Origin of the sequence: Streptomyces cavernae, from assembly GCF_004023625.1 — a bacterium.
Taxonomy (GTDB): Bacteria; Actinomycetota; Actinomycetes; order Streptomycetales; family Streptomycetaceae; genus Streptomyces; species Streptomyces cavernae.
Window position 1 is genome coordinate 113,906 of sequence record NZ_RPDJ01000014.1, and the last position, 19,556, is coordinate 133,461.

Below are 19,556 nucleotides of genomic sequence, written 5' to 3' on the forward strand. Positions count from 1 at the left end.
ATGGTCCGGACCTGTCGGCTCACCAGGCGTCACTACCCGTAGTCACAGGACTGCGCTGAGGAATTCCCGGGTCCGGTCGTGCTCGGGATCACTGAAAATCCGCTCCGGCGAACCGGACTCGATCACCCGGCCGGAATCGAACATCAGCACCTGATCGGAGATGTCACGGGCGAAGTTCATCTCGTGGGTCACACAGAGCATGGTGATGTCCGTGGTGCGGGCGATGTCCCGCAGCACGTCGAGGACCCCCGCGACCAGCTCGGGGTCGAGTGCCGAGGTGACCTCGTCCAGGAGCAGCACCTGCGGCCGCATCGCGAGCGCCCGTGCGATGGCGACGCGCTGCTGCTGCCCGCCGGACAGCTGCGTCGGATAGGCGTCGGCCTTGTCGGTGAGCCCCACCAGCTCCAGCAGGTCCCGGGCACGCTGCTCGGCCTCGTCCTTGGGGAGGCCGAGCACGGTGACCGGGGCCTCCGTTATGTTGCGCAGCACCTTCATGTTCGGGAACAGGTTGAACTGCTGGAAGACCATCCCGATCTTCTTGCGGACGTCACGAATCTGCTGCTCGTTCGCCGGGAAGAGCCGTTCCCCGGCGACGGTGATCGTGCCCTCGTCGGGCTTGACCAGCGTCATCAGCATCCGCAGGATCGTCGTCTTGCCGGAGCCGGACGGCCCGATCAGCGTGACGTGTTTGCCGGAGTCGACACAGAAGTCCAGCCCGTCCAGGACCGTGTTGGTGCCGAAGCGCTTGGTGACGTGTTCGAACCGGATCAGCTCGCTGCCGTCCACCGGCGGGTTGGCGTTCGCGTCGGCGCCGGCGTTGGCGTCGGGTTCCTTCATCAGCGGGGTGTCAGCGGACAAGGCGTCGCTCCAGGGCTCGGATGAGGAGGGAGGCGGGGTAGGAGATGAGGATGAAGGCCACGCCGATGACCGTGAGCGGCTCGGTGAACTGGAACTGCTGCTGCGAGAACAGCCGCGCCTGACCGAGCATGTCCAGCACGGTGATCGTCATCAGCATCGGGGTGTCCTTGAGCATCGCGATGACGTAGTTGCCGAGAGCGGGCACCACCCGGCGGATCGCCTGCGGCAGGACCACCGCGGTCCAGGTGCGCCGCACCGGCAGGCTGAGCGCCGTGGCGGCCTCCCACTGGCCGGCCGGCACCGCCTCGATACCGGCCCGGTAGACCTGCATCGTGTACGTCGAGTAGTGCAGCCCGAGCGCGATGGCACCGGTGGTCAGGGCGGAGAACGTGATGTTCCACTCTGGCAGCACGAAGAACAGGAAGAACAGCTGCACCAGCAGCGGGGTGTTGCGGATGAACTCCGTGACCATGCCCACCGGCCAGCGCACCCACCGGCTCGGCGCCCGCATCAGCAGCGCCCACACCAGTCCCAGGGCGAAGGAGATCAGCGAACCGACGACCAGCGCCTGCAGGGTGACCAGCAGACCGTCCCAGAACCGCGGCATGAAGTCACCGACGGCGCTCCAGTCCCACGTCACAGCGCACCATCCCCGGCGCCCGCGCCCACCCCGGCCGTCTCGGGACGGCGCAGCTCGGTCTTGCTCACCGCGGGCTGCGGAGCCCTGCCGATCCCGGCCTTCAGCCTGCGCTCCAGGGCACGCATCAGCCGGGTCAGCACGAACGCGATCACGAAGTAGATCAGCAGGATGTACGTGTAGATCTGCGCGCTCTCCTGCAGCGCCAGCCGCACCAGGTTGCCGCTGAACGCGAGGTCGCCCATGCCGATGATGGAGACCAGCGCGGTGCCCTTCAGCAGCTCGATCAGCAGGTTGGAGAACGAGGGGATCATCTCCGGCACCGCCTGCGGCAGCAGGATCAGCCGCATCCGCTGCCAGGGCGTGAAGCTGAGCGCGATCCCGCCCTCCCGCTGCGCCGGATCGACGGAGTTCAGCGCGCCCCGCACGATCTCCGCGCCGTAAGCACCGTAGGTCAGCCCCAGCGCGAGCACGGCCGCCCACATCTGCACCAGCTGCCAGCCGAAGGCGACCGGCAGCACGAAGAACACCCAGAAGATCATGATCAGTGCGGAGGTCCCGCGGAACACCTCGGTGTACAGGCCCGCCAGGAAGCGGACGACCCTCCGCCGGTGCGTGCGGGCCACACCGACCACGAAGGAAACCGCCGTGGCCAGCAACGCGCTGAGGACAAGCAGTTGGACGGTGACCCAGATGCCCTTGAGTACGAGTTCCCAGAGGCCCGTTGTCATCCGCGACAGAGCTCCTTCGCGGTCATGTCGGTCATCTCCGCCTCGGTGAAGCCGAACGGCTTCAGGATCCGGAAGAGTTCACCGCTCTCCTTGAGCTTCCTCAGCTCGACGTTGAAGGCGTCCCGCAGTTTCGTCTCGGTCGGCCGGAACGCGAACCCCCCGCCGTCCACATGCGGCTTGCCCTCGACGAGCGGCGCGAAGGGCTTGGTCGCCTCTGTCCTGGAGGACTTCTTGACGACCTCGCGGACGGTGAGCGCCGTACCCGCGAACACGTCGACCCGCCCCGCCTCCACGGCGTTCAGCCCGGCGACCTGGTCGGGAACGATCAGGATGTCGCTCTCCTTGTAGCCCGCCTCGACCGCGTAGCCGATCTCGGCGTACCCGGTCCCGGTGGCGAACTTCGCCTTCTTCTCGACGATGTCCGCGTAGTCGCGCAGCCCTTTCGGGTTCCCCTTCCGCACGATGAAGGCGTCCTTCATCTGGTAGTCCGGATCGGAGAAGATCACCTGTGCGCAGCGCTCGGGATTGATGTACATCCCGGCCGACACGACGTCGAACTGCTGCGAGTTGAGCCCAGGGATGAGCGAACCGAACTCCGTGGGCACGGGCTGGACGCGGTCGACTCCGAGCCGTTTGAAGACGACCTTGGCGAGTTCCGGTGCCTCCCCGGTCAGTTCGCCGTTCTTGTCGATGTAGCCGAACGGGATCTCGCCGGCGATGCCGAGCCGGACCACGCCCTGTGCCCTGAGCCGGTCGAGGAGGTCACCGCCCTCCACGCCGTCCGCCGTGGCCACCCTGCTGCAGCCGGTCGCGCCCAACGCACCGAGTGCCGCGACACCCGCGAGGAGCGAGCGGCGGGTGGTGGTCCCCGATGCGGTACTGGAAGTTGTCCCGGATATGAGAGGTCTGTCTGCGCCATTCCCGAATGGTGGAGCCATGGCCGCGCGGCTACCCGAACTCATGCGAATCATGCCCGATGAATTTCGGCCCCGTTCGCCGTGCCGCTCCGACTCCGCTTTGCGGACGCGCTGTTGACCGCGGGTGGACCATGGGGTGCCTGGCCGGCCGCCACAACGCCATCTCGCTGGTCAAGCGGGAAGTCCACGGCACGGCGAAGCTCCTGGACGATCAGGCGCCCCGCACCTGCGAAGCCGCGCGGGAAACCTTCCCGCTCATTTCCCTAAGCCGAGGGGCAACCATGACATTGACGACTCATGGAGGGTCGGGAGGACGACGGTCCCGTCCGCCGGACTGTCCATGACCAGGGGTGGCCACCCCTCCAACGGACTCTCCGTGCCGGAGGTGGCTACACCGCGGTCGGCGCTTCGATCCCGGCGACGCCCGCCTCGTACAGCGCGTGCGCCGTCCGCAGGACGAGGTCGTCCCGGTGCCGGGCGGCCACCACCTGCAGTCCCACGGGCAGCCCGTCGTCGGCCGTGCCCACGGGGATCGTCGCCGCGGGCTGCTGCGTCATGTTGAAGGGGTACGTGAACGGTGTCCATCCGGTCCAGCGGCGCTGCCGCGTACCCGGCGGAACCTCCACGCCGGCCTCGAAGGCGGTGACCGGCAGCGTCGGCGTGACCAGCACGTCGTACGTCTCGTGGAAGCGGCCCATCCGCCGCCCCAGCTCCATCCGCACGTCCACCGCAGCCAGATAGTCCAGTGCGGACAGCCGCGCCCCGAGTGCGCAGATCTCCCGCAGCCCCGGATCGAGCGACTCCCGCTGGTGCGGCCCCAGATGCTGGATCACCCGCGCCGCCCCGCTGAACCACAGCGCGTGGAACGCCCCCACCGGATCGGTGAAGTCCGGGTCGGTCTCGGACACGTACGCCCCGAGCCCGGCGAGCCGCTCGACCGCCCGCCGTACGACCGCGGCGACCGCGGGCCGCACGGCAACCTGCCCACCCAGCGACGGCGAGTAGGCGACCCGAAGACCGTGCACCCCACCTCCCAGCGCGTCCACGAACGACCCCTCGGCGGGCCCCAGCCCCGACCAGTCCCGGGAGTCGGCCCCGCCGATCACGTCCATCATCAGTGCCGCGTCCGCCGCGTCCCTGGTCATGGGCCCGACGTGGGCGAGCGTCCCGTACGCGCTCGGGGGATACAGCGGCACCCTGCCGTATGTCGGCTTCAGCCCGAAGATCCCGCAGAAGGCGGCCGGGATGCGCACACTGCCGCCGCCGTCCGTGCCCAGCGCCAGCGGCCCCGCGCCGACCGCGACGGCCACCGCCGCACCTCCGCTGGACCCGCCGGAGGTGCGTGAGGTGTCGTACGGATTGCGCGTGACCCCCGACAGCGGTGAGTCGGTGACGCCCTTCCAGCCGAACTCGGGCGTCGTCGTCTTGCCGAGGAAGACCGCCCCGTGCTCGCGCAGCCGGGCCACGGACGGCGCGTCCTCCCCCCAGGGTCCCTTCAGGTCGATGGTCCTGGACCCGCGCAGGGTGGGCGCCCCGCGCAGCAGCAGAATGTCCTTCACGGTCGTCGGGACCCCGTCCACCAGCCCCAGGGGCTCCCCGCGCCGCCAGCGCGCGGCGGACTCCTCTGCCTGCGCGAGCGCCTCCTCGGCGAAGACCCGTACGAACGCGTTGACGGTGCCCTCGGTCGCCTCGATCCTCCGCAGCGCGGCACGCGTCGCCTCGACAGGGCTGAACTCCCCCTTGCGGTAGCCGTCGACGAGCCGTTGCGCGGTGAACCGGTCGAGTTCCGACATGCGTCCTCCCGGGGCAGCGGTATGGATCACTGCGGGGGTCCTACCCGGATGTCAGTGTCCGGGCACGTACCCCCGTTCCTTGTCGACCACGTTCAGCAAGGGCCGACCGGCCTCCCAGCGCTCGTACAACTCCACGAACTGCGCACCCAGATCGTCCCGCCAGCCCACCGTGTCCCCGCTCATGTGCGGCGAGACGATCAGCCCGGGCACCTCCCACAGCGCACTGTCCGGGCCCAGCGGTTCGTGCTCGAAGACGTCGAGCGCGGCCCCCGCGATCCACCGCTTCCGCAGCGCGTCCGCGAGCGCCCGCTCGTCGACGAGCGCGCCCCGGCCGACGTTGACGAAACGCGCCGACGGCTGCATCACCCCGAAGCGCCGCGCGTCGAACATCCCGCGCGTCGCCTCCGTCAGCGGCGCCGCGGAGATCACCCAGTCCGCCCCGGCCAGCAGCCGGTCCAGCTCCTCAGGCCCGTACACCCCGGTACGCGGGGTGCGGCCGACCAGCGCGGTGGTGACACCGAGTGCCTTCAGCGTCTTCACGATCGCCCGGCCGATCGGCCCGGACCCCACAACACACGCGCGCGTGCCGGCCACCCGCGTTCCCTCGCGGTGCCGCCACACACGCTCCCGCTGCAGGTCCCAGGTGCGCGGCAGATCCTTGGCCATGGCCAGCACCAGTGCGGCCACGTACTCCGCGATCGGCGCGTCGAAGACGCCGCGGGCGTTGGTGACGACGGTGTCCGAGGCGGCGAGTTCAGGACACATCAGATGGTCCACGCCCGCGCTGGCCGTGTGCACCCAGCGCGGCCGGGGGCCCTCGCCGGGCCAGGCCGTCCGTACGGCGTGCGACTGGAAGTCCCAGACGAGCAGCACGTCAGCCGCGGGCAGCAACTCGGCAAGCGTGCGGTCGTCGGCGTGCACGACCCGGGCGCGTCCGGTGAGCCGGCCCAGCCGGGGCGGGGGCTCGGCGTCCAGGACGAGCAGGGTGTTCTCGGGACCGTTCGGCACTGGGGACCGTTTCTGTGGGAGTGCCGCGCACGCTGTCTGACATGCGCGGATTGACCACGCTCGCACCCGAATCTACCTTCGTCAACAAGGGTCGTCGCACGGTCGCCGTACCCGTACCCGTACCCGTACCCGGTCCCGGTCCCGTACCCGGTCCCGGTCCGTCCCCGTCCCGACGTCCCGGCGCGCCGCCTTCTGTGGTGACGGCGTCGCAGGCGGTGATGCAGCGGCGATGCAACGGCGCCGCCGATGAGACCGTCGAGGCACGGTCGACGACACCGACCGGCGCACCAGTGATCTCGGCCAACCAGGTGAGCATATGGGCCGCGCTGCGCCACTTGGGTACCCGAGCAGTGGGCCCTGTCAGCGGTCGATCGACGCCGCCGCGCGGCAGGAACCCGTACTGCCGGAAGAACAGGAAGGTTGGGCATGACCGCGCTCGGATTTCTGTACCCCGGTCATTCGGCCGAGGACGACTACCCACGCATGGAACAGCTCCTGGGCAGCGACATCCGCCTCCCCCTGGTGCACACCGACATCGGCGAGGACGCGCACCGTGTGGACGCGCTGCTGGAGATGGGGACGACCGCGCGGCTCGCGGCCGGTGTGGAGGAGCTGCGGCTGTCCGGCGCGGAGGCGGTGGTGTGGGCGTGCGCCAGCGGAAGCTTCGTCCACGGCTGGTCCGGTGCCCACGAGCAGGTGCGCACCCTGGCCCGGACGGCCGGTATGCCGGCCTCGTCCACGTCCTTCGCCTTCGTGCACGCGGCCCAGGAGCTCGGCGCCCGGCGGGTCGCCGTCGCGGCGACCTACCCGGACGACGTGGCGGCCCTCTTCGCCGCCTTCCTGAGGGACGCCGGGTTCTCGGTCCTGGCGGTGCGCGGCAGCGGGAGCATCACCGCCGCGGAGGCCGGGGCCTGGGGCTACGAGGAGGTCCTCGCGCTCGCCCGCGCGGGCGACCACCCGGACGCCCAGGCCCTCCTGCTCCCGGACATGGCCCTGCACACGGCCTCGCACATCCCGGCCCTGGAGAAGGAACTGGCCAAACCGGTCCTCACCGCGAACCAGGTGACGGTCTGGGAGGCCCTGCGCCTGGCCGGCCGCAGGGTGAACGCCCCGCAGCTCGGAAGCCTGTTCACGAAGGAGCCGCTGGTGCAGGTGTGAGGCCGACGGGCCGAGGATGCTCCGGTTCCGGCGAGGGGATCTTCGGCCCCTCCGGCCCCGCGCGGGGCGCAGCGCCGGGGAGTAAGGGGAATAAGCGGAGGCCGTCTCCTGTTAAGCCCCGCGGACAGCGCGACGCACCGGACCAGGAGGCCCCCGTGACCCAAGCGGACCACACGCCCGACGAGATACGAGGCAAAGCCGCGGGCACCGCACCGGTGCCGCTGTCCGTACTGGACCTGGTGACGGTCGGCGCCGGCCGCACCGCCACCGACGCCCTGCGCACCAGCGTCGCCCTCTCCCGTCTGGCGGAATCCCGCGGCTTCCACCGCTACTGGGTCGCCGAACACCACTCCATGCCCGGCGTGGCCTCCTCCTCCCCGGCCGTGATCCTCGCCCACCTCGCCGCCCACACCGACCGCATCCGGCTCGGTTCGGGCGGCGTGATGCTCCCCAACCACGCTCCCCTGGTGATCGCGGAGCAGTTCGGCACGCTGGAGGCGATGGCACCGGGCCGGATCGACCTGGGCCTCGGCCGGGCGCCCGGTACGGACGGTGCCACGGCCGCCGCCCTGCGCCGCACGGACCGGCCGCACGAAGGCGCCGACGATTTCCCGCAGCAGCTCGTCGAACTCACCCGGTTCCTCGACGACGACTTCCCCGACGGCCACCCCTACCGCCGCGTCCACGCCGTACCCGGCCCCGTCCAGGGCACCTCACCCGGCGGCGTCCAGTGCCCGCACCGCCCACCGGTCTGGCTCCTCGGCTCCTCCGGCTTCAGCGCCCGTCTCGCCGCCGCCCTCGGCCTGCCCTTCGCCTTCGCCCACCACTTCTCCGCCCAGAACACCATCCCGGCGCTCGACCTCTACCGCGAGTCGTTCCGGCCGTCGGAGGTGCTGGACGCCCCTTACGCGCTGATCGGTGTCTCGGCGCTGGCCGCCGACGACGAGCGGGAGGCCCGCCGTCAGGTCCGGGCCGCCGCCCTGAACATGATTCGCCTGCGCACCGGCCGCCCCGGTCTGGTCCCCACCCCGGAGGAGGCGGAGGCGTATGAGTTCAGCCCGCTGGAGCAGGAGTTCGTCGACGGCTGGAACTCCAACGTCATCCACGGCACCGCGGACGGGGTCCGCACGGGCCTGGACGACCTGCAAAAGCGCACCGGCGCCGACGAGTTGATGATCACCTCACACGCCCACAGCGCGGACCTGCGCCTGCGCTCGTACGAACTCGTCGCGGACGCCTACGACTTGCCGCAGCGGTAGGTACGGGGCAAGCGGCCGGCGGAACCGGTCACCACATGGTCCGGGTCCCCGGATCCCGTCACCGCCCGCTCCCGTCAGCGCAGTGCACCTCGCCGTCCGATCCCGTCGCCGCCCGCTCCCGTCACCGCCCGGACCGTCACCGCACGGAACGCACCGCGCCCCGCAGCAGCTCCGAGATGCGGTCCGGCGGCACGGGCCGCGAGTACAGCCATCCCTGCCCGGTGTCGCAGCCGATGCGCCGCAGCCTGGTCGCCTGACCGGAGGTCTCCACGCACTCGGCCGTCACCGTGAGGCCCAGCCGGTGCGCCAGTTGGATCAGCGCCTCGACGATCACCTCGTCCGCCGGGTTCGGACGGCCGGAGTGCCCGGCGCCCGATCCGCCGTCGTCCTCGTACTGGAAGCCCCGGACGAACGAGCCGTCCAGTTTCAGTACGGACACCGGCAGCCGGCTGAGGTAGGCGAGGTTGGAGTAGCCGGTGCCGAAGTCGTCGATGGCGATGCGCACGCCCATGTCACTGAGTGCCTGCAGGGCCTGCAGCGGGCGGCCCGCCGAACCCATCACCGCCGACTCGGTGAGCTCCAACTGGAGCAGGTGCGGAGCGAGTTCGGTCTCCGCGAGGATCGCCGCCACATCCGCCACGAGGTCCGAGTCCCAGACCTGACGCACCGCCACATTGACGCTCACGAACACCGGCGGTACGTCCGGGTGTTCCAGCTGCCACGTCCGGGCCTGCCGGCAGGCGGTGGCGAGCACCCACTGCCCGAGCTGCACGATCGAACCGTCCTCCTCGGCCAGTCCGATGAACCGATTCGGCGCCAACGTGCCGAACTGGGGGTGGTTCCAGCGTACGAGCGCCTCCACCCCGCGGACATCGCCCTGCTCCATGCTCACCAGCGGCTGGTACTCCAGGGCGAACTCGCCCCGCTCGATGGCCGGCCGCAGTGTGGAGGACAGCGCCTGACGGGTCATCCGGTGCGCGTTGCGCTCCGGGTCGAAGAGCGTCCAGCGGGCCTTGCCGTCCGCCTTCGCCCAGTACAGCGTGGTGTCGGCGGCCTGCATCAGCCCGGTCGCGGTGGTCCCGGACGCCTGCCGCTCCACGACTCCGATCGACGCGGACACCGACAGCCGCTGCCCGGACAGGTCGAACGGCGCCCGCAGCGCCTTCAGCACCGACTCGGCGAGCTCCGCCAACTGCTCGGTCCCGGTGGAGTTCTCCACCAGCAGCGCGAACTCGTCCCCGCCGAGCCGCGCCACCAGCGGGGTGGCCATACGCGCGTACCCCGCCTCGTCGGCACACCGGTTGAGCCGCTCGGCCACCGCCGCGAGCAGCAGGTCGCCCACCCGGTGGCCGAGCGTGTCGTTGACCGCCTTGAACCCGTCGAGGTCCAGGTAGCACAGCCCGATCCGGCCGGTGCCGGCCTCGTCGTAGGGCTCCGCCTCCAGTGCGGTGGACAGACGCTCGAAGAACAGGGTCCGGTTGGGCAGCCGGGTCACCGCATCATGCATCTGCAAGTGCCGGAGTTTGGCCTGGAGTTCGCGGCGCGCGCTGATGTCCTTGACCGACAGCAGCAGCGCCTGCTCGTCCTCGGGCAGCGGAGTGAGCGTCAGCTGTACCCACAGCCACTCCCCGTCGGGGTGCTTGATCCGGCGGGTGCAGTTCAACCGTGCCTGCCGGCCGCTCAGGACCTCGCGGTACGCCTGCCAGGTGCGGGCGTCGGAGGCCAGGTCCACCAGATCGCCCACGGGCCGCCCGGCCAGCCGGTCCGGAGCGATCCCCAGCACCCTGCCCAGCGCGGTGTTGGCGGTGACGACCAGGCCCTCGCGGTCGACCACGGCCATCGCGGGCCCTTCCGCGAAGGCGGCCCGAAAGGTCCCAGGACGCACATCGGAACCCACGCCGGGACCCGCTGGGGGATGTTCGTCAGGATGTTCGTCGGGATGTACGTCTGCACGACGCTCTGTGACGGCCGACCGGACGAGGTCTGCCGCGGGCATCGGCCCATCGGACGTTCCGCTCACCGTTCGCTCCCGCAGTGCAGTCGTTCTTCGGATGGGTCTCGTCGGGGTGGTCGGCCGGTGATGGACGGCCGCTCAAGCCGTGTCCGGGCAGGAAAGTGTGCCGATCATAGAGGGTGGCCGAAGGGAGCAGCCAGCCACTCTTCAGTGTTCCCGGTGTGCGGCAGCATCCGACAGATCGTTTCTTCTGTGGCCTGGACTGGTTCCTGTGATGTCCGACCGGTAGTGACGTTGGGTGAGCGCCGGGGGTGTCGGGAGACCACTCTGGTGCGGTGATTGATGGATTCCCTCACCCGAGCGGGCCAGGAGAACAGGACATAACTGAGCAAAAACACCCAGGCTGGGTGCGGTGTCCCGCAAACCGCATCCGGAGGTGGACGTGCCGGGTCAGTCGTCCTTCGTGGAAAGGTCCGCTTCTGAGGGCCGTCCCCGCTGGCACGGTACGACCGCCGCCGTGACCTCGCTGTCCGCGCTCGCCGCCACATCACTGGTGGCAGGGCCCACGGTCGCCGCCCCCTTCTCGGCTCCGTGCGCCCTGAAACGCACCACCGCACACCACTCCGAGGGACTTGACAGCTGGAACGCGGCGTATCCTCGACCGCTGCGCACCCTCAACGCCGTCCTGGTCTTCCTCTCCTTCCCGGACTCGGCCCCGCTGACGACGCCTCAGCAACTCGCCGCCGACCACTTCCCGGCCACGAGCCGCTTCTTCGAACGCGCCTCCTACGGGAGGTTCACGCTGCGCCCGCACGCGCTCGGACGGTGGATCAGGATGCCGCGCGCCTCCACCGCGTACGCGATAAGACGCGACTGGAACGCGGAGCACCGGACCGCCTACATCAAGGACGCGCTCGCCGCCTCCGACGCGCGGGTCGACTTCGCCAAGTACGACATCGTCTACTTCGTGGCCGACCCCGACGCGCCGGGGGTGGACTCGGACGCGACGAAGGTGGTGAACCTGGAGGCGCCGCTGCGGGCGGACGGCAGTGCGCTGCGCCGTGTGGTCACCGTCTTCGAGCGCCACCCGCCGGACCGCCTGGTCCTGGCGCATGAAACGGGCCACGTCTTCGACCTGCCCGACCTCTACCACCGCCCCGACGACGGCCAGGGCGACTGGGACACACACGTCGGCGACTGGGACCTCATGGGCAGCCAGTTCGGCCTGGCTCCGGATCTGTTCGCGTGGCACAAGTGGAAGCTGGGGTGGCTGGCGCCGGAACAGGTGGTGTGCGCGCGGGGGGCAGGCAGTACGAGGGTGACGTTGGAGGCGGTGGAGGCCGACGGGATCAGCGAGCCGATCGGTGTGGCCGAGGCGGTGGGCTCGTCCGTCCCTTCCGGCGTTGGTTCCTACGCCGGCTCGTACGCGCCACCGAGGGCCGCGGATCCGCCGGGCGGCGAGGCAGGGTGGGCCAAGAAGCTGGCGGTCGTGCCGACGGGCATGGACAGCGCGCTCGCCTTCGAGGCGCGCAGTCCTCTCGGGAACGACGCGTCCGCCTGCCGGGAGGGGGTGCTGGTCTACCGGGTCCGCAATCGCGCGGAGTCGGGCGGCGGCCCGGTCCAGGTCCTCGACGCCCACCCGTACACGGAGGCGTGCTGGAACGCCTCGGTGTACCCACCGCTGGCGGACGCCCCCGTGGATGTCGGCGAGACCTTCACGATCCGGGAGGACCGCGTCCGCATCAGGGTCGAGGACCGCCCCACGTCCGCCACCTGGACGGTAACCATCACAAGAGGCTGACCTCCCGCCCCACGTGGACGCCATCTCCTGTACACCCACGCGGAGGCCGCCCCAGTAAGCCCCCGGACGAGCCCCACCTCACGTGGATGCCCCACCCCCCGGACGAGCCCCACCTCACCTGGATGCCTCACCTCGCGCAACCCCATGGGGGTGTGGGTGGCGAAAGCCCCCACAACGCGCGGCGCAGCCGCGCAGAAAACGACGAGGACGGAGCAGGTCCACGCTTTCCGTGGACACACTCCGCCCTCGTCCGAGTGCGCCGCCAGGGACTCGAACCCCGGACCCGCTGATTAAGAGTCAGCTGCTCTAACCAACTGAGCTAGCGGCGCCTGCTGACGTCGTAGACCTTAGCATCCTGATCGGCGGGAGGAGAAATCGATATCCGAACGCTCGCGCGAGCCGCCCGCACGGCCGCCCAGAGGAGCACATCGGGCCCGGGCAGGAGGGGCTGCCGGGTATCGGGGCCGACCAGCCAGCGGCCCATGTGTCGCGCATCACCGCAGGTGGCGGGCCCGGGGACGGTCACCGCGTCACCGAGGCCGTGGCAGAGCAGCGGCAGTGGCACCGCCCCGAGGCGGCCGGCGGCCCCCCACTCCTCCCAGCCGAGCAGCGTGGGCAGCCGCTGGGCCGCGCCGGGGGCGGCGAACAGCAGCATGCGCCCGCGGTACACGGCCACCGGCCCGGACCCCGGCCCCTCACCCCACAGCCGGTCCAGCATCCGCCGCCCGAAGAGCACCGGCGCGGTCACCACGTCGAAGACGGTCCCGCAGCTGAGCACCGCGGGCTCCTCGGGTCGTTCCGCCCACCGGGCGAGGAGGCGGCGTGGGCAGGGGTCGGCGGAGGCCAGCCAGGCCGCGCCGTCCGCGGTGACGTGCGTCGTGTCGGGCTGCTCGGGGGCGGGGAGTGGGAGGGAGGGGCTCGCCGGGTGAGGATGGCTGCTCATGCATTCATAACTACCGGGAGTGAACGGTGCCTCCCGCAGAGTTCCCAGAAATCGGGACAAGAGGGAGCGGGGTGGGGTACCTTGCCGCCGGGCATATGCCATACGGACATCCGATGGTCATACCGGATCGGCGCTCCCCGTGGTCTCCACCCCTCGCATCAGGTCCCTGCCGAACTCCACCATCTTCTTCGCGTAGTCCTCGGTCCACTCCGCGCGTTCGGCGATCGCTGCGGGCGTGAGGCGGTCGAATCTGCGGGGATCGGCGAGTTGGGCGGCGGCGATCGCCTGGAACTCGACGGCCCGGTCGGTCGCGGCACGGAACGCCTGGGTCAGTTCGGTGGCGCGGTCCAGCAGCGCCCGGGGATCGTCGATCGACTCGAGATCGAAGAAGTGCTCCGGGTCGGCGGCGGCCTCCGCGGGCTCGAAGAGCAGGGGCGCGGGGCGTAGCCGCGGCTGGTTCCGACGCGGCGTGGGCTCCGCCATGTCTTGTCCTCCTCGTACGGTCGGTGGCCCCTCTGCGTGGGTGGACCACCGTCCATTGTCCCGCGCCCGCGCAAGAGCGCCGTGAGGAACACCATGCCGCCCCGCCCGGCCGGCGCGGCGCCGCCGTGACCAGCAGGCTGCGGCACGCGCGGGCCGGCGGGGACGGACAGGTCAGGGCCTCCACGTCACCCTGTGCTCGGACAGCTGGGACAGCACGGCGTGATGCGCCTCCCATCCGTCGGGGAACTTCACATTGACCCCCAACTGCACCGGCTCGGTCGACGGGTGGTCGTCCAGCAGGGCGGGGACACCGGCCCGGCACACCACGATGCACGCGTGGCGGTGGCGGGAGGCGAGAACGCACAGCCGGCCCGTCTCCAGGTGGAACGCCGTCGCGTCCGGGCGGCCGGAGAGAGGGTGGAGCACGACCGTCACGTCGTACTCGCGGCCCTGCAGCCGGTTGGCCGTGTCCACGGTGACATCGGTGACGCCGAGGTCCGTCAGCGCGGCCCGTACCGCCGCTGCCTGGTCTCGGTGGGCCGTGCCGACGGCGATCCGGTCGGCGGTGAGCGGGACCGGTTCGGGGGACCGCTCGGAGGTGGCGGCGCCGGCGCGGTCCAGCAGACGGCGTACGACCTGGGCGACAGCCCGCACGGCCTCGGGGTCCGTGCGGGGCGTGTGCCGTTCGGGCAGCTCCAGCAGGCCCCAGCCGGACCTGGCCGCTTCGTCGATCACCCGGTCCGGCCCGCCGCCGTCCGACGCGACCGCGAAGTCCAGTCGCCGGTCGCCGGGGCCGGTGCCGCTGCGGAACGGGGTGTACGGGTAGAAGGCGTCGGAGACCAGGGGCGCCGCCGAGGCGGGCAGCCGCCAGGAGACGGGGAGCCGGTGCTGGGGCAGATCGGGGTTGTGCGCCAGCAGGGTCGTCACGGCCGACGCGGACGGGTCGTAGGACAGCCCCGCCCACTGCTCCGACCCCACGATCGCGAACGGGTCGAGCTGCCCCGGGTCGCCGACGAACAGGGCCCGTTCGAAGAGTCCGGCCACGGCGAGCAGGGCATCGGAGCGCATCTGGTACGCCTCGTCGACGATGGCGTGTCGCCAGGGCTCGTCGACCTTGACGTGGGCCCATTTGGCGGCGGTCGAGACGACCACGTCCAGTCCCGCCAGCTCGGCGGCCTTCGCGGACGTGCGGACGTTGTCGAGGTCGTCCAGCGCCTTGTCGTACGGGTCGGGGTCGCTGCTGTGCAGCCGGCCCACGGGCAGCGTCGGGTCCTTCTCGGCGAGCCGCAGCACCAGGTCGTCGACCTGGGCGTTGGTCTGCGCGATGACCATCAGGGGGCGCCCGGCGGAGGCGAGTTCCAGTGCGGCCCGGACGACGAGGGTCGATTTGCCGGCGCCCGGGGGCGAGTCCACGACGACTCCGCGCTCGGGCCCGTGCAGCGTGTCGCGCAGGATGGCGTCGGTGGCCCGGGTGGCCTCGGCGCCGGGGTCGAAGACACCGGGGGCGTCCGGCGTGCCGGTGAAGGTCGTGGTCACAGGGCGTCCTCCTCCGTCACCGGGTCCGGCAGGGGTGATTCGGTGCGCTCGCCCGGGGGCCCGCCGTGTGTCCACGGTGTCTCCTCCGGATCGGGCAGTTTCGCCCCGCCACGCTGTTCGTGTTCGAAGAGCGTGAAGCAGACGTGGTCGCCCTTCTCCGGTACGGAACCGGCCTCGGGCTCCTTGCCCCGGCCCATCTTGTCGAGGATCCGCAGCACGAACAGCGCACCGGCGCCCTCCTGCCCCTCGTACCGGACGAACTCGGCGGCCTGCGGTTTCCCGCCCAATTGGCGGTAGACCTTGGTGCGCTCGCCGAGGTGCGGCCGGTCCTCCGTGCGTACGGTGACCAGCGGCCGGGGGCTGGGCCGTTTGCTGTCGCTGTACGCCATCACCACGTCGATGACCTCGCCCGCGAAGGCTTCCCCGGCGAGCCGCCGCCCGGCCATGATCAGTGGGTCGTCGAGGGCTTCCTGCGCCTCCAGCCGGGCCTGCTCGCGCTCGCGGGTGGCGAGCTTGTTCGCCGCCGTCACCGCGTCGTCGTGGCGTGGCTGCGGGGGCTCCCCGGCGGTGACCCGGTCCCGGTGCCCGGTGAACGACCAGCGGTCCCGGGTCCACCGGTCGGCCACGTGTGCGCCCTCGGGCAGTGCGCGCAGCAGGTCGATGCCCCGCCACACGGCGTCCCAGGTGGGCCGGGTGCGGCTCTCGACGAGGGCGCGGATCCCGTGCTCGGCGGCGGTGAGTTCCGCGAGCCGGTCGTCGGCCTGGAGGCCGTCCTCGGCGGCGGCGAGCCGGGTGCGGGCGCGGTCGTAGCGCTCGATGGCGGGGGCGAGCAGCTTGTTGTCGAAGGCCGGGTCGGTGGCGGGTCCGGCCGGCGGACACCGCAGCTGGCCCCGTTCGTCCCGGGCCAGTTCGGCGCTCAGCGCGGCTTCGGCGCCGGAGGTGCCGTCCGGTGGGTCGATCCAGGCGAGCAGGGCGCCCAGGTGTTGGTCCTCGAGGCTGCTCTGTCCGGTCGCCCAGTGCCGGGACAGCACTTCCGTGAGTGCGAGCAGCAGCGAGGAGCCCGGTACGCGGGCCCGCTCCCCGTAGTGGGTGAGCCACCGCCCGAGCAGTGGTACCCGTGGTGGCGCGGGATGGGGTGCCTCCGGTTCCTGCTCGGCGGTGCGCCGGAACCGCATGGAACGCCCCAGCAGTCGTACGTAGTCGACGCCGGCCCGGCTCGGCACGATCAACTGGGGTGCGTCGGAGCACAGTTCGACCTCGACCTTGACGCGTTTGCCGGTCTCCGGGTCGGTTTCGTTGCGTTCGGCGGACTCGGCGGCCTCGGCGTACGTGTCGATGTACGGCAGGACGACGTCGGCGAGTTCCGCGAGGAAGGCGAACCGCAGATCGCGGTCGCGCGGTTGCGGCACGACGAGCAGCCGCGGCGCGTCCCGGTCCGTACCGACGAGTGCTCCGAGCGGCGCCCCGGCCTCTCCCGCGGTGGTCAGCGGTACGAGGACGAGGGGGCGGTCGGAGAGGTGCCGGTGTCGTGCGGTGGCGGCGGGCTGGGCGCGGCCGGTCTGGACGGCTTCGAGCCGGGCGAGGGCGGAGATCAGTGACATCCGGGACCTCCGAGCGCCTCGCGGCGCAGTTCCGCGGCCCGGCGCAGCGCCCGTACCGCCGGGTCCTCCGGGTCGCCGGACTCGCCGTGCGCCGCTGACAGGACCGAGTCGACCGTGGTCAGACCGCCCAGTTCGCCCCGCAGGGCGCGGCCCAGGGCGGTCACCGCCCCCCGCTCGCGCGCGCGTTCGCGGCAGTGGAAGGCGAGTTCGCACGCCGACAGGCACTCGGGGGCGTAGGCCGCGGGGACCGACTCGACCGCCGCCGACAGCTCGGTCGGCGGGAGGTCGGGGGAGAAGCAGATACCGGGCGGCAGGTCGTCCGCGATGTCCTCGATACGGGTCAGCCGGGCCAGTTGGCGGCGGGTCACCGAGCGCTGCTTGCGGATGTCCACCGCGGACGCGGTCGGCAGGTTGGAGAAGTCCTTCGGGCACACCAGGAGGATGCGGTGGTGCACGGCCGGGGCGGGGTGGAGGCGGGCGGCGACCTCCTCCAGGGCCAGCACGTACACGGCGGCCTGCCGTGCCGCGGCGCCGACCTTGGCGGGGTCCGCCGAGCCGTCCACCATCGGGAAGGACTTGATCTCCACGACGGTCCAGCCGCCGTCGGGGTGCACGACGACCGCGTCCGGCTCAAGGAACGCGGACGACCCGGCGACGTCCAGGGCGAGCATCGGATGGTCCAGCAGCGTCCAGCCGCCGGACTCGGTGGCCTCGCGGAGGGCGAGCGCGGTGCGGGCCGTCCGCCCTTCGGGGCCCACGGCCGCGAGGTCGGGAACCCGTGCCTCGTCCGGTGCGGGCCCGCCCATCCGTTCGTGCACGAGCCGCAGCAGCTCGGCGCCGCCGTCGGCCTTGACCCGGGCCTCGAAGGCGTTGCCCCGCATGAAGGCGAACTGCGACTGTCCGAAGGCGGACGGGGAGCCGAGGGCGCTCGCCAGCGTCGCCTTGTTCACCCCCGCCCCGTCCAGCAGCGCGCGTCGCTTGCAGCCGGGGTTCGAGGCGAGCGCGGCGAGGGCGCGGGCGTCGAGCGGCTGGGGCGGGACCGCCGGGCCGCGCAGCTCAGCGAGCCGCTGCCGGAGTGCCGTCCCCCGCGTCGCCGGCGCCGGCAATCTGCCGGGCGGCCTGGGCGACATGGTCTGTGCGCTGTTCGTCTGTGCGCTGTCGGGGAATTCGCTCACCCGCCGAAGTCTGGCACTCCCCACTGACAATTGGGGCACGAGGGCCGGGAGAGACCGGGGCGACCGGCGCGGAACTCACCTTCAGCAGCACTCGCGCCCGGTCCGCGAGCCGCATGACGGGGCGGGTCAGCAGCAGTCCGAGGCCCATAACGGCGGCGCCCGCGACCGCGTCCAGGAAGTAGTGGTTGGCGGTGCCCATGACCACGATCGTGGTGATCAGCGGGTAGGCGACCGCGGCGGTCTTGGCGAGGCGCGTGCCTCCGTGCCGCCACAGCATCACTCCGCACCACAGCGCCCAGCCGACGTGCAGGCTCGGCATCGCCGCGTACTGGTTGGTCATGCCGCCCATGCCGCGCGGGGCACTGGCCTCGGCGCCCCACCAGCCGTAGTCGCTGTACTGGGCCATGGTGTCCACGAAGCCGTAGCCGGCGGACAGCAGCCGGGGCGGGCAGGTGGGCAGCAGGGTGAAGCCGATGAGGCCGATGAAGGTGGAGGTCCACAGCCAGGTGCGGGCGGCGCGGTAGTGCAGGGCCTTGGAACGGAACAGCCACACCAGGACCAACGGGGTGACCACGTAGTGCAGCGACGCGTACAAGAAGTCGGCGGGTATGCCTATCCAGGGCTCGCGCGTGAACAGCCGGTTCAGCGGGTGCTCGGCGTTGATGCGCAGGAACTTCTCGACGCGCAGGATCGCCAGGCCGTGGTCGACGGCGGTCGATACGTCACCGCGGGCGAGCAGGCGGCCCGCCGAGTAGCAGACGTACACCAGGAGGATGAGCGGCACTTCGGTCCACCAGCGCAGCCGGGCCGGTGGGGTCGCCCCGATGCCTGGTGACTCGGTCCGCGGCATCCGATCGCCCTCCCCCTTCTTCCCGGCTTCCCGATGGGCCGGTGGCTTGTTCGTACGACCCTACGATGAGAATGAACGACTCCGTGTGCGTCCCCGGTTGTCCAAGACGCAGAGATCGCCCGCGGGGTTGCTCCGTGCTGGGTTCCCCGGCCCCGCCCCGTGGAACTGCGCCGACGCCGGTTGGTGGCATGTGCACCGGTGCCGATCGGTGGAACCGCGCCGGTTTTCTTGCCCGACTCCGCGGAGTTGAGCCGTTGTCGGCCCGCGCTCCTGCAAGGGTCCCTGCCACCGGAATCGCGCCGCGCCCAGCCGCTCCTCCTACCTGGGGCCGGTCGACTTCTGCTCCGGGACGGTCGGCTTTTTGCTCGGGGGGTCGGTCGCTCTCTGCCCGGGGGCGGTCGCTTTTTGCTCGGACGTCAGTTGCTCCCCGCCCCGGGGATGGTCGCTTTCCGCTTGGAGACGGGTCGCTCTCCGTCCGGGGGTGGTCGGTTCTCGGCACGCGGGCCGGTCGCTTCCCGCCCCGGGGATGGTCGCTTTCCGCTTGGAGACGGGTCGCTCTCCGTCCGGGGGTGGTCGGTTCTCGGCACGCGGGCCGGTCGCTTCCCGCCCCGGGAACGGTCGCTTTCCGCTCGGAGACCGGTCGCTCTCCGTCCGGGGCGATCGGTTCCTGCGGTCGGTGCCGGTCGTTCCTCCGGCCGGCCAAGGTGCCCCGCCGCCATGGCCACCGCCCGCGCCGGACGGCCGGCTTCTGCGTATGGAGCCGGGTGCTCCCCCCGGTGCCGGGCTTGCTGCTCGGGGGCGGGGCTGGTCTCCGCCCCGAAGCGGGGTCGACTTCTTGCTCCGTGACCGGGG

The 19,556-nt window shown here is 71.5% G+C and carries 16 protein-coding genes and 1 tRNA gene; 3 read left to right on the top strand and 14 right to left on the bottom strand.

Features of this window, described 5'->3' with window-relative positions; genetic code table 11:
• Nucleotides 1-42 precede the first annotated feature (42 nt).
• From ehuA to EF387_RS24065, 6 genes are all read right to left on the bottom strand, one after another.
• A complete protein-coding gene (gene ehuA / locus EF387_RS24035) occupies nucleotides 43-837 on the bottom strand; it encodes an ectoine/hydroxyectoine ABC transporter ATP-binding protein EhuA (protein WP_128378829.1) in 795 nt (264 codons plus the stop codon).
• 10 nt (nucleotides 838-847) lie between these two features.
• The gene (ehuD, locus tag EF387_RS24040) at nucleotides 848-1,498 is read right to left on the bottom strand and encodes an ectoine/hydroxyectoine ABC transporter permease subunit EhuD (protein WP_128378683.1); all 651 of its coding nucleotides are present in this window, start codon (nucleotides 1,496-1,498) and stop codon (nucleotides 848-850) included.
• A complete protein-coding gene (gene ehuC / locus EF387_RS24045; protein ID WP_128378684.1) occupies nucleotides 1,495-2,226 on the bottom strand; it encodes an ectoine/hydroxyectoine ABC transporter permease subunit EhuC in 732 nt (243 codons plus the stop codon). Before ehuC ends, ehuD begins: the two co-directional genes overlap by 4 nt.
• Nucleotides 2,223-3,164, bottom strand: coding sequence for an ectoine/hydroxyectoine ABC transporter substrate-binding protein EhuB (gene ehuB, locus EF387_RS24050; RefSeq protein WP_128378685.1), 942 nt, complete (start codon nucleotides 3,162-3,164; stop codon nucleotides 2,223-2,225). The genes ehuC and ehuB overlap by 4 nt, the downstream gene beginning before the upstream one ends.
• Nucleotides 3,165-3,532: 368 nt before the next feature.
• On the bottom strand, nucleotides 3,533-4,936 hold the full coding sequence (locus tag EF387_RS24060) for an amidase (protein WP_128378686.1): 1,404 nt from the start codon (nucleotides 4,934-4,936) through the stop codon (nucleotides 3,533-3,535).
• A 51-nt stretch (nucleotides 4,937-4,987) separates the two neighbouring features.
• A complete protein-coding gene (locus EF387_RS24065) occupies nucleotides 4,988-5,944 on the bottom strand; it encodes a D-2-hydroxyacid dehydrogenase (RefSeq protein WP_128378687.1) in 957 nt (318 codons plus the stop codon).
• Between the two features lie 426 nt (nucleotides 5,945-6,370).
• Here EF387_RS24065 and EF387_RS24070 point away from each other — a divergent pair, with 426 nt between their 5' ends.
• Both EF387_RS24070 and EF387_RS24075 read left to right on the top strand, forming a co-directional pair.
• Nucleotides 6,371-7,102, top strand: a complete 732-nt coding sequence (locus EF387_RS24070) for a maleate cis-trans isomerase family protein (RefSeq protein ID WP_128378688.1) — start codon at nucleotides 6,371-6,373, stop codon at nucleotides 7,100-7,102.
• 155 nt (nucleotides 7,103-7,257) lie between these two features.
• Nucleotides 7,258-8,361 carry an LLM class flavin-dependent oxidoreductase gene (locus tag EF387_RS24075; RefSeq protein WP_128378689.1) on the top strand — a complete coding sequence of 368 codons (1,104 nt, stop codon included), beginning with the start codon at nucleotides 7,258-7,260 and terminating at the stop codon, nucleotides 8,359-8,361.
• Between the two features lie 136 nt (nucleotides 8,362-8,497).
• On the opposite strand, the gene EF387_RS24080 is transcribed toward EF387_RS24075, so the two are convergent.
• On the bottom strand, nucleotides 8,498-10,201 hold the full coding sequence (locus EF387_RS24080) for a putative bifunctional diguanylate cyclase/phosphodiesterase (protein ID WP_420802612.1): 1,704 nt from the start codon (nucleotides 10,199-10,201) through the stop codon (nucleotides 8,498-8,500).
• 526 nt (nucleotides 10,202-10,727) lie between these two features.
• On the opposite strand from EF387_RS24080, the gene EF387_RS24085 reads away from it, so the two are divergent.
• Complete coding sequence (locus EF387_RS24085) at nucleotides 10,728-12,116, top strand: M6 family metalloprotease domain-containing protein (RefSeq protein ID WP_128378691.1); 1,389 nt, start codon at nucleotides 10,728-10,730, stop codon at nucleotides 12,114-12,116.
• A gap of 255 nt (nucleotides 12,117-12,371) precedes the next feature.
• On the opposite strand, the gene EF387_RS24090 is transcribed toward EF387_RS24085, so the two are convergent.
• The 7 genes from EF387_RS24090 to EF387_RS24120 all read right to left on the bottom strand — a co-directional run bounded on the left by EF387_RS24090 (nucleotide 12,372) and on the right by EF387_RS24120 (nucleotide 18,704).
• Nucleotides 12,372-12,445, bottom strand: a tRNA-Lys gene (locus tag EF387_RS24090).
• Entirely contained in the window at nucleotides 12,436-13,059 is a 624-nt protein-coding gene (locus EF387_RS24095) for a hypothetical protein (protein ID WP_128378692.1), read from the bottom strand. The genes EF387_RS24090 and EF387_RS24095 overlap by 10 nt, the downstream gene beginning before the upstream one ends.
• A 117-nt stretch (nucleotides 13,060-13,176) precedes the next feature.
• Complete coding sequence (locus EF387_RS24100; RefSeq protein WP_128378693.1) at nucleotides 13,177-13,542, bottom strand: hypothetical protein; 366 nt, start codon at nucleotides 13,540-13,542, stop codon at nucleotides 13,177-13,179.
• A 171-nt stretch (nucleotides 13,543-13,713) separates the two neighbouring features.
• The gene (locus tag EF387_RS24105) at nucleotides 13,714-15,078 is read right to left on the bottom strand and encodes an AAA domain-containing protein (RefSeq protein ID WP_128378694.1); all 1,365 of its coding nucleotides are present in this window, start codon (nucleotides 15,076-15,078) and stop codon (nucleotides 13,714-13,716) included.
• Nucleotides 15,075-16,679, bottom strand: coding sequence for a hypothetical protein (locus EF387_RS24110; protein WP_128378695.1), 1,605 nt, complete (start codon nucleotides 16,677-16,679; stop codon nucleotides 15,075-15,077). The genes EF387_RS24105 and EF387_RS24110 overlap by 4 nt, the downstream gene beginning before the upstream one ends.
• The gene (locus tag EF387_RS24115) at nucleotides 16,670-17,809 is read right to left on the bottom strand and encodes a hypothetical protein (RefSeq protein ID WP_420802615.1); all 1,140 of its coding nucleotides are present in this window, start codon (nucleotides 17,807-17,809) and stop codon (nucleotides 16,670-16,672) included. Before EF387_RS24115 ends, EF387_RS24110 begins: the two co-directional genes overlap by 10 nt.
• Entirely contained in the window at nucleotides 17,736-18,704 is a 969-nt protein-coding gene (locus EF387_RS24120; protein ID WP_128378697.1) for a phosphatase PAP2 family protein, read from the bottom strand. Before EF387_RS24120 ends, EF387_RS24115 begins: the two co-directional genes overlap by 74 nt.
• Nucleotides 18,705-19,556 lie beyond the last annotated feature (852 nt).

Excerpts from the sequence above, each read along its gene's own strand:
- ehuA (WP_128378829.1), bottom strand. The coding sequence starts at position 837 with ATGAAGGAACCCGACGCCAACGCCGGCGCCGACGCGAACGCCAACCCG.
- ehuC (WP_128378684.1), bottom strand. The coding sequence starts at position 2,226 with ATGACAACGGGCCTCTGGGAACTCGTACTCAAGGGCATCTGGGTCACC.
- ehuB (WP_128378685.1), bottom strand. The coding sequence starts at position 3,164 with ATGGCTCCACCATTCGGGAATGGCGCAGACAGACCTCTCATATCCGGG.
- EF387_RS24060 (WP_128378686.1), bottom strand. The coding sequence starts at position 4,936 with ATGTCGGAACTCGACCGGTTCACCGCGCAACGGCTCGTCGACGGCTAC.
- EF387_RS24070 (WP_128378688.1), top strand. The coding sequence starts at position 6,371 with ATGACCGCGCTCGGATTTCTGTACCCCGGTCATTCGGCCGAGGACGAC.
- EF387_RS24080 (WP_420802612.1), bottom strand. The coding sequence starts at position 10,201 with ATGGCCGTGGTCGACCGCGAGGGCCTGGTCGTCACCGCCAACACCGCG.
- EF387_RS24095 (WP_128378692.1), bottom strand. The coding sequence starts at position 13,059 with ATGAGCAGCCATCCTCACCCGGCGAGCCCCTCCCTCCCACTCCCCGCC.
- EF387_RS24100 (WP_128378693.1), bottom strand. The coding sequence starts at position 13,542 with ATGGCGGAGCCCACGCCGCGTCGGAACCAGCCGCGGCTACGCCCCGCG.
- EF387_RS24110 (WP_128378695.1), bottom strand. The coding sequence starts at position 16,679 with ATGTCACTGATCTCCGCCCTCGCCCGGCTCGAAGCCGTCCAGACCGGC.
- EF387_RS24115 (WP_420802615.1), bottom strand. The coding sequence starts at position 17,809 with ATGTCGCCCAGGCCGCCCGGCAGATTGCCGGCGCCGGCGACGCGGGGG.
- EF387_RS24120 (WP_128378697.1), bottom strand. The coding sequence starts at position 18,704 with ATGCCGCGGACCGAGTCACCAGGCATCGGGGCGACCCCACCGGCCCGG.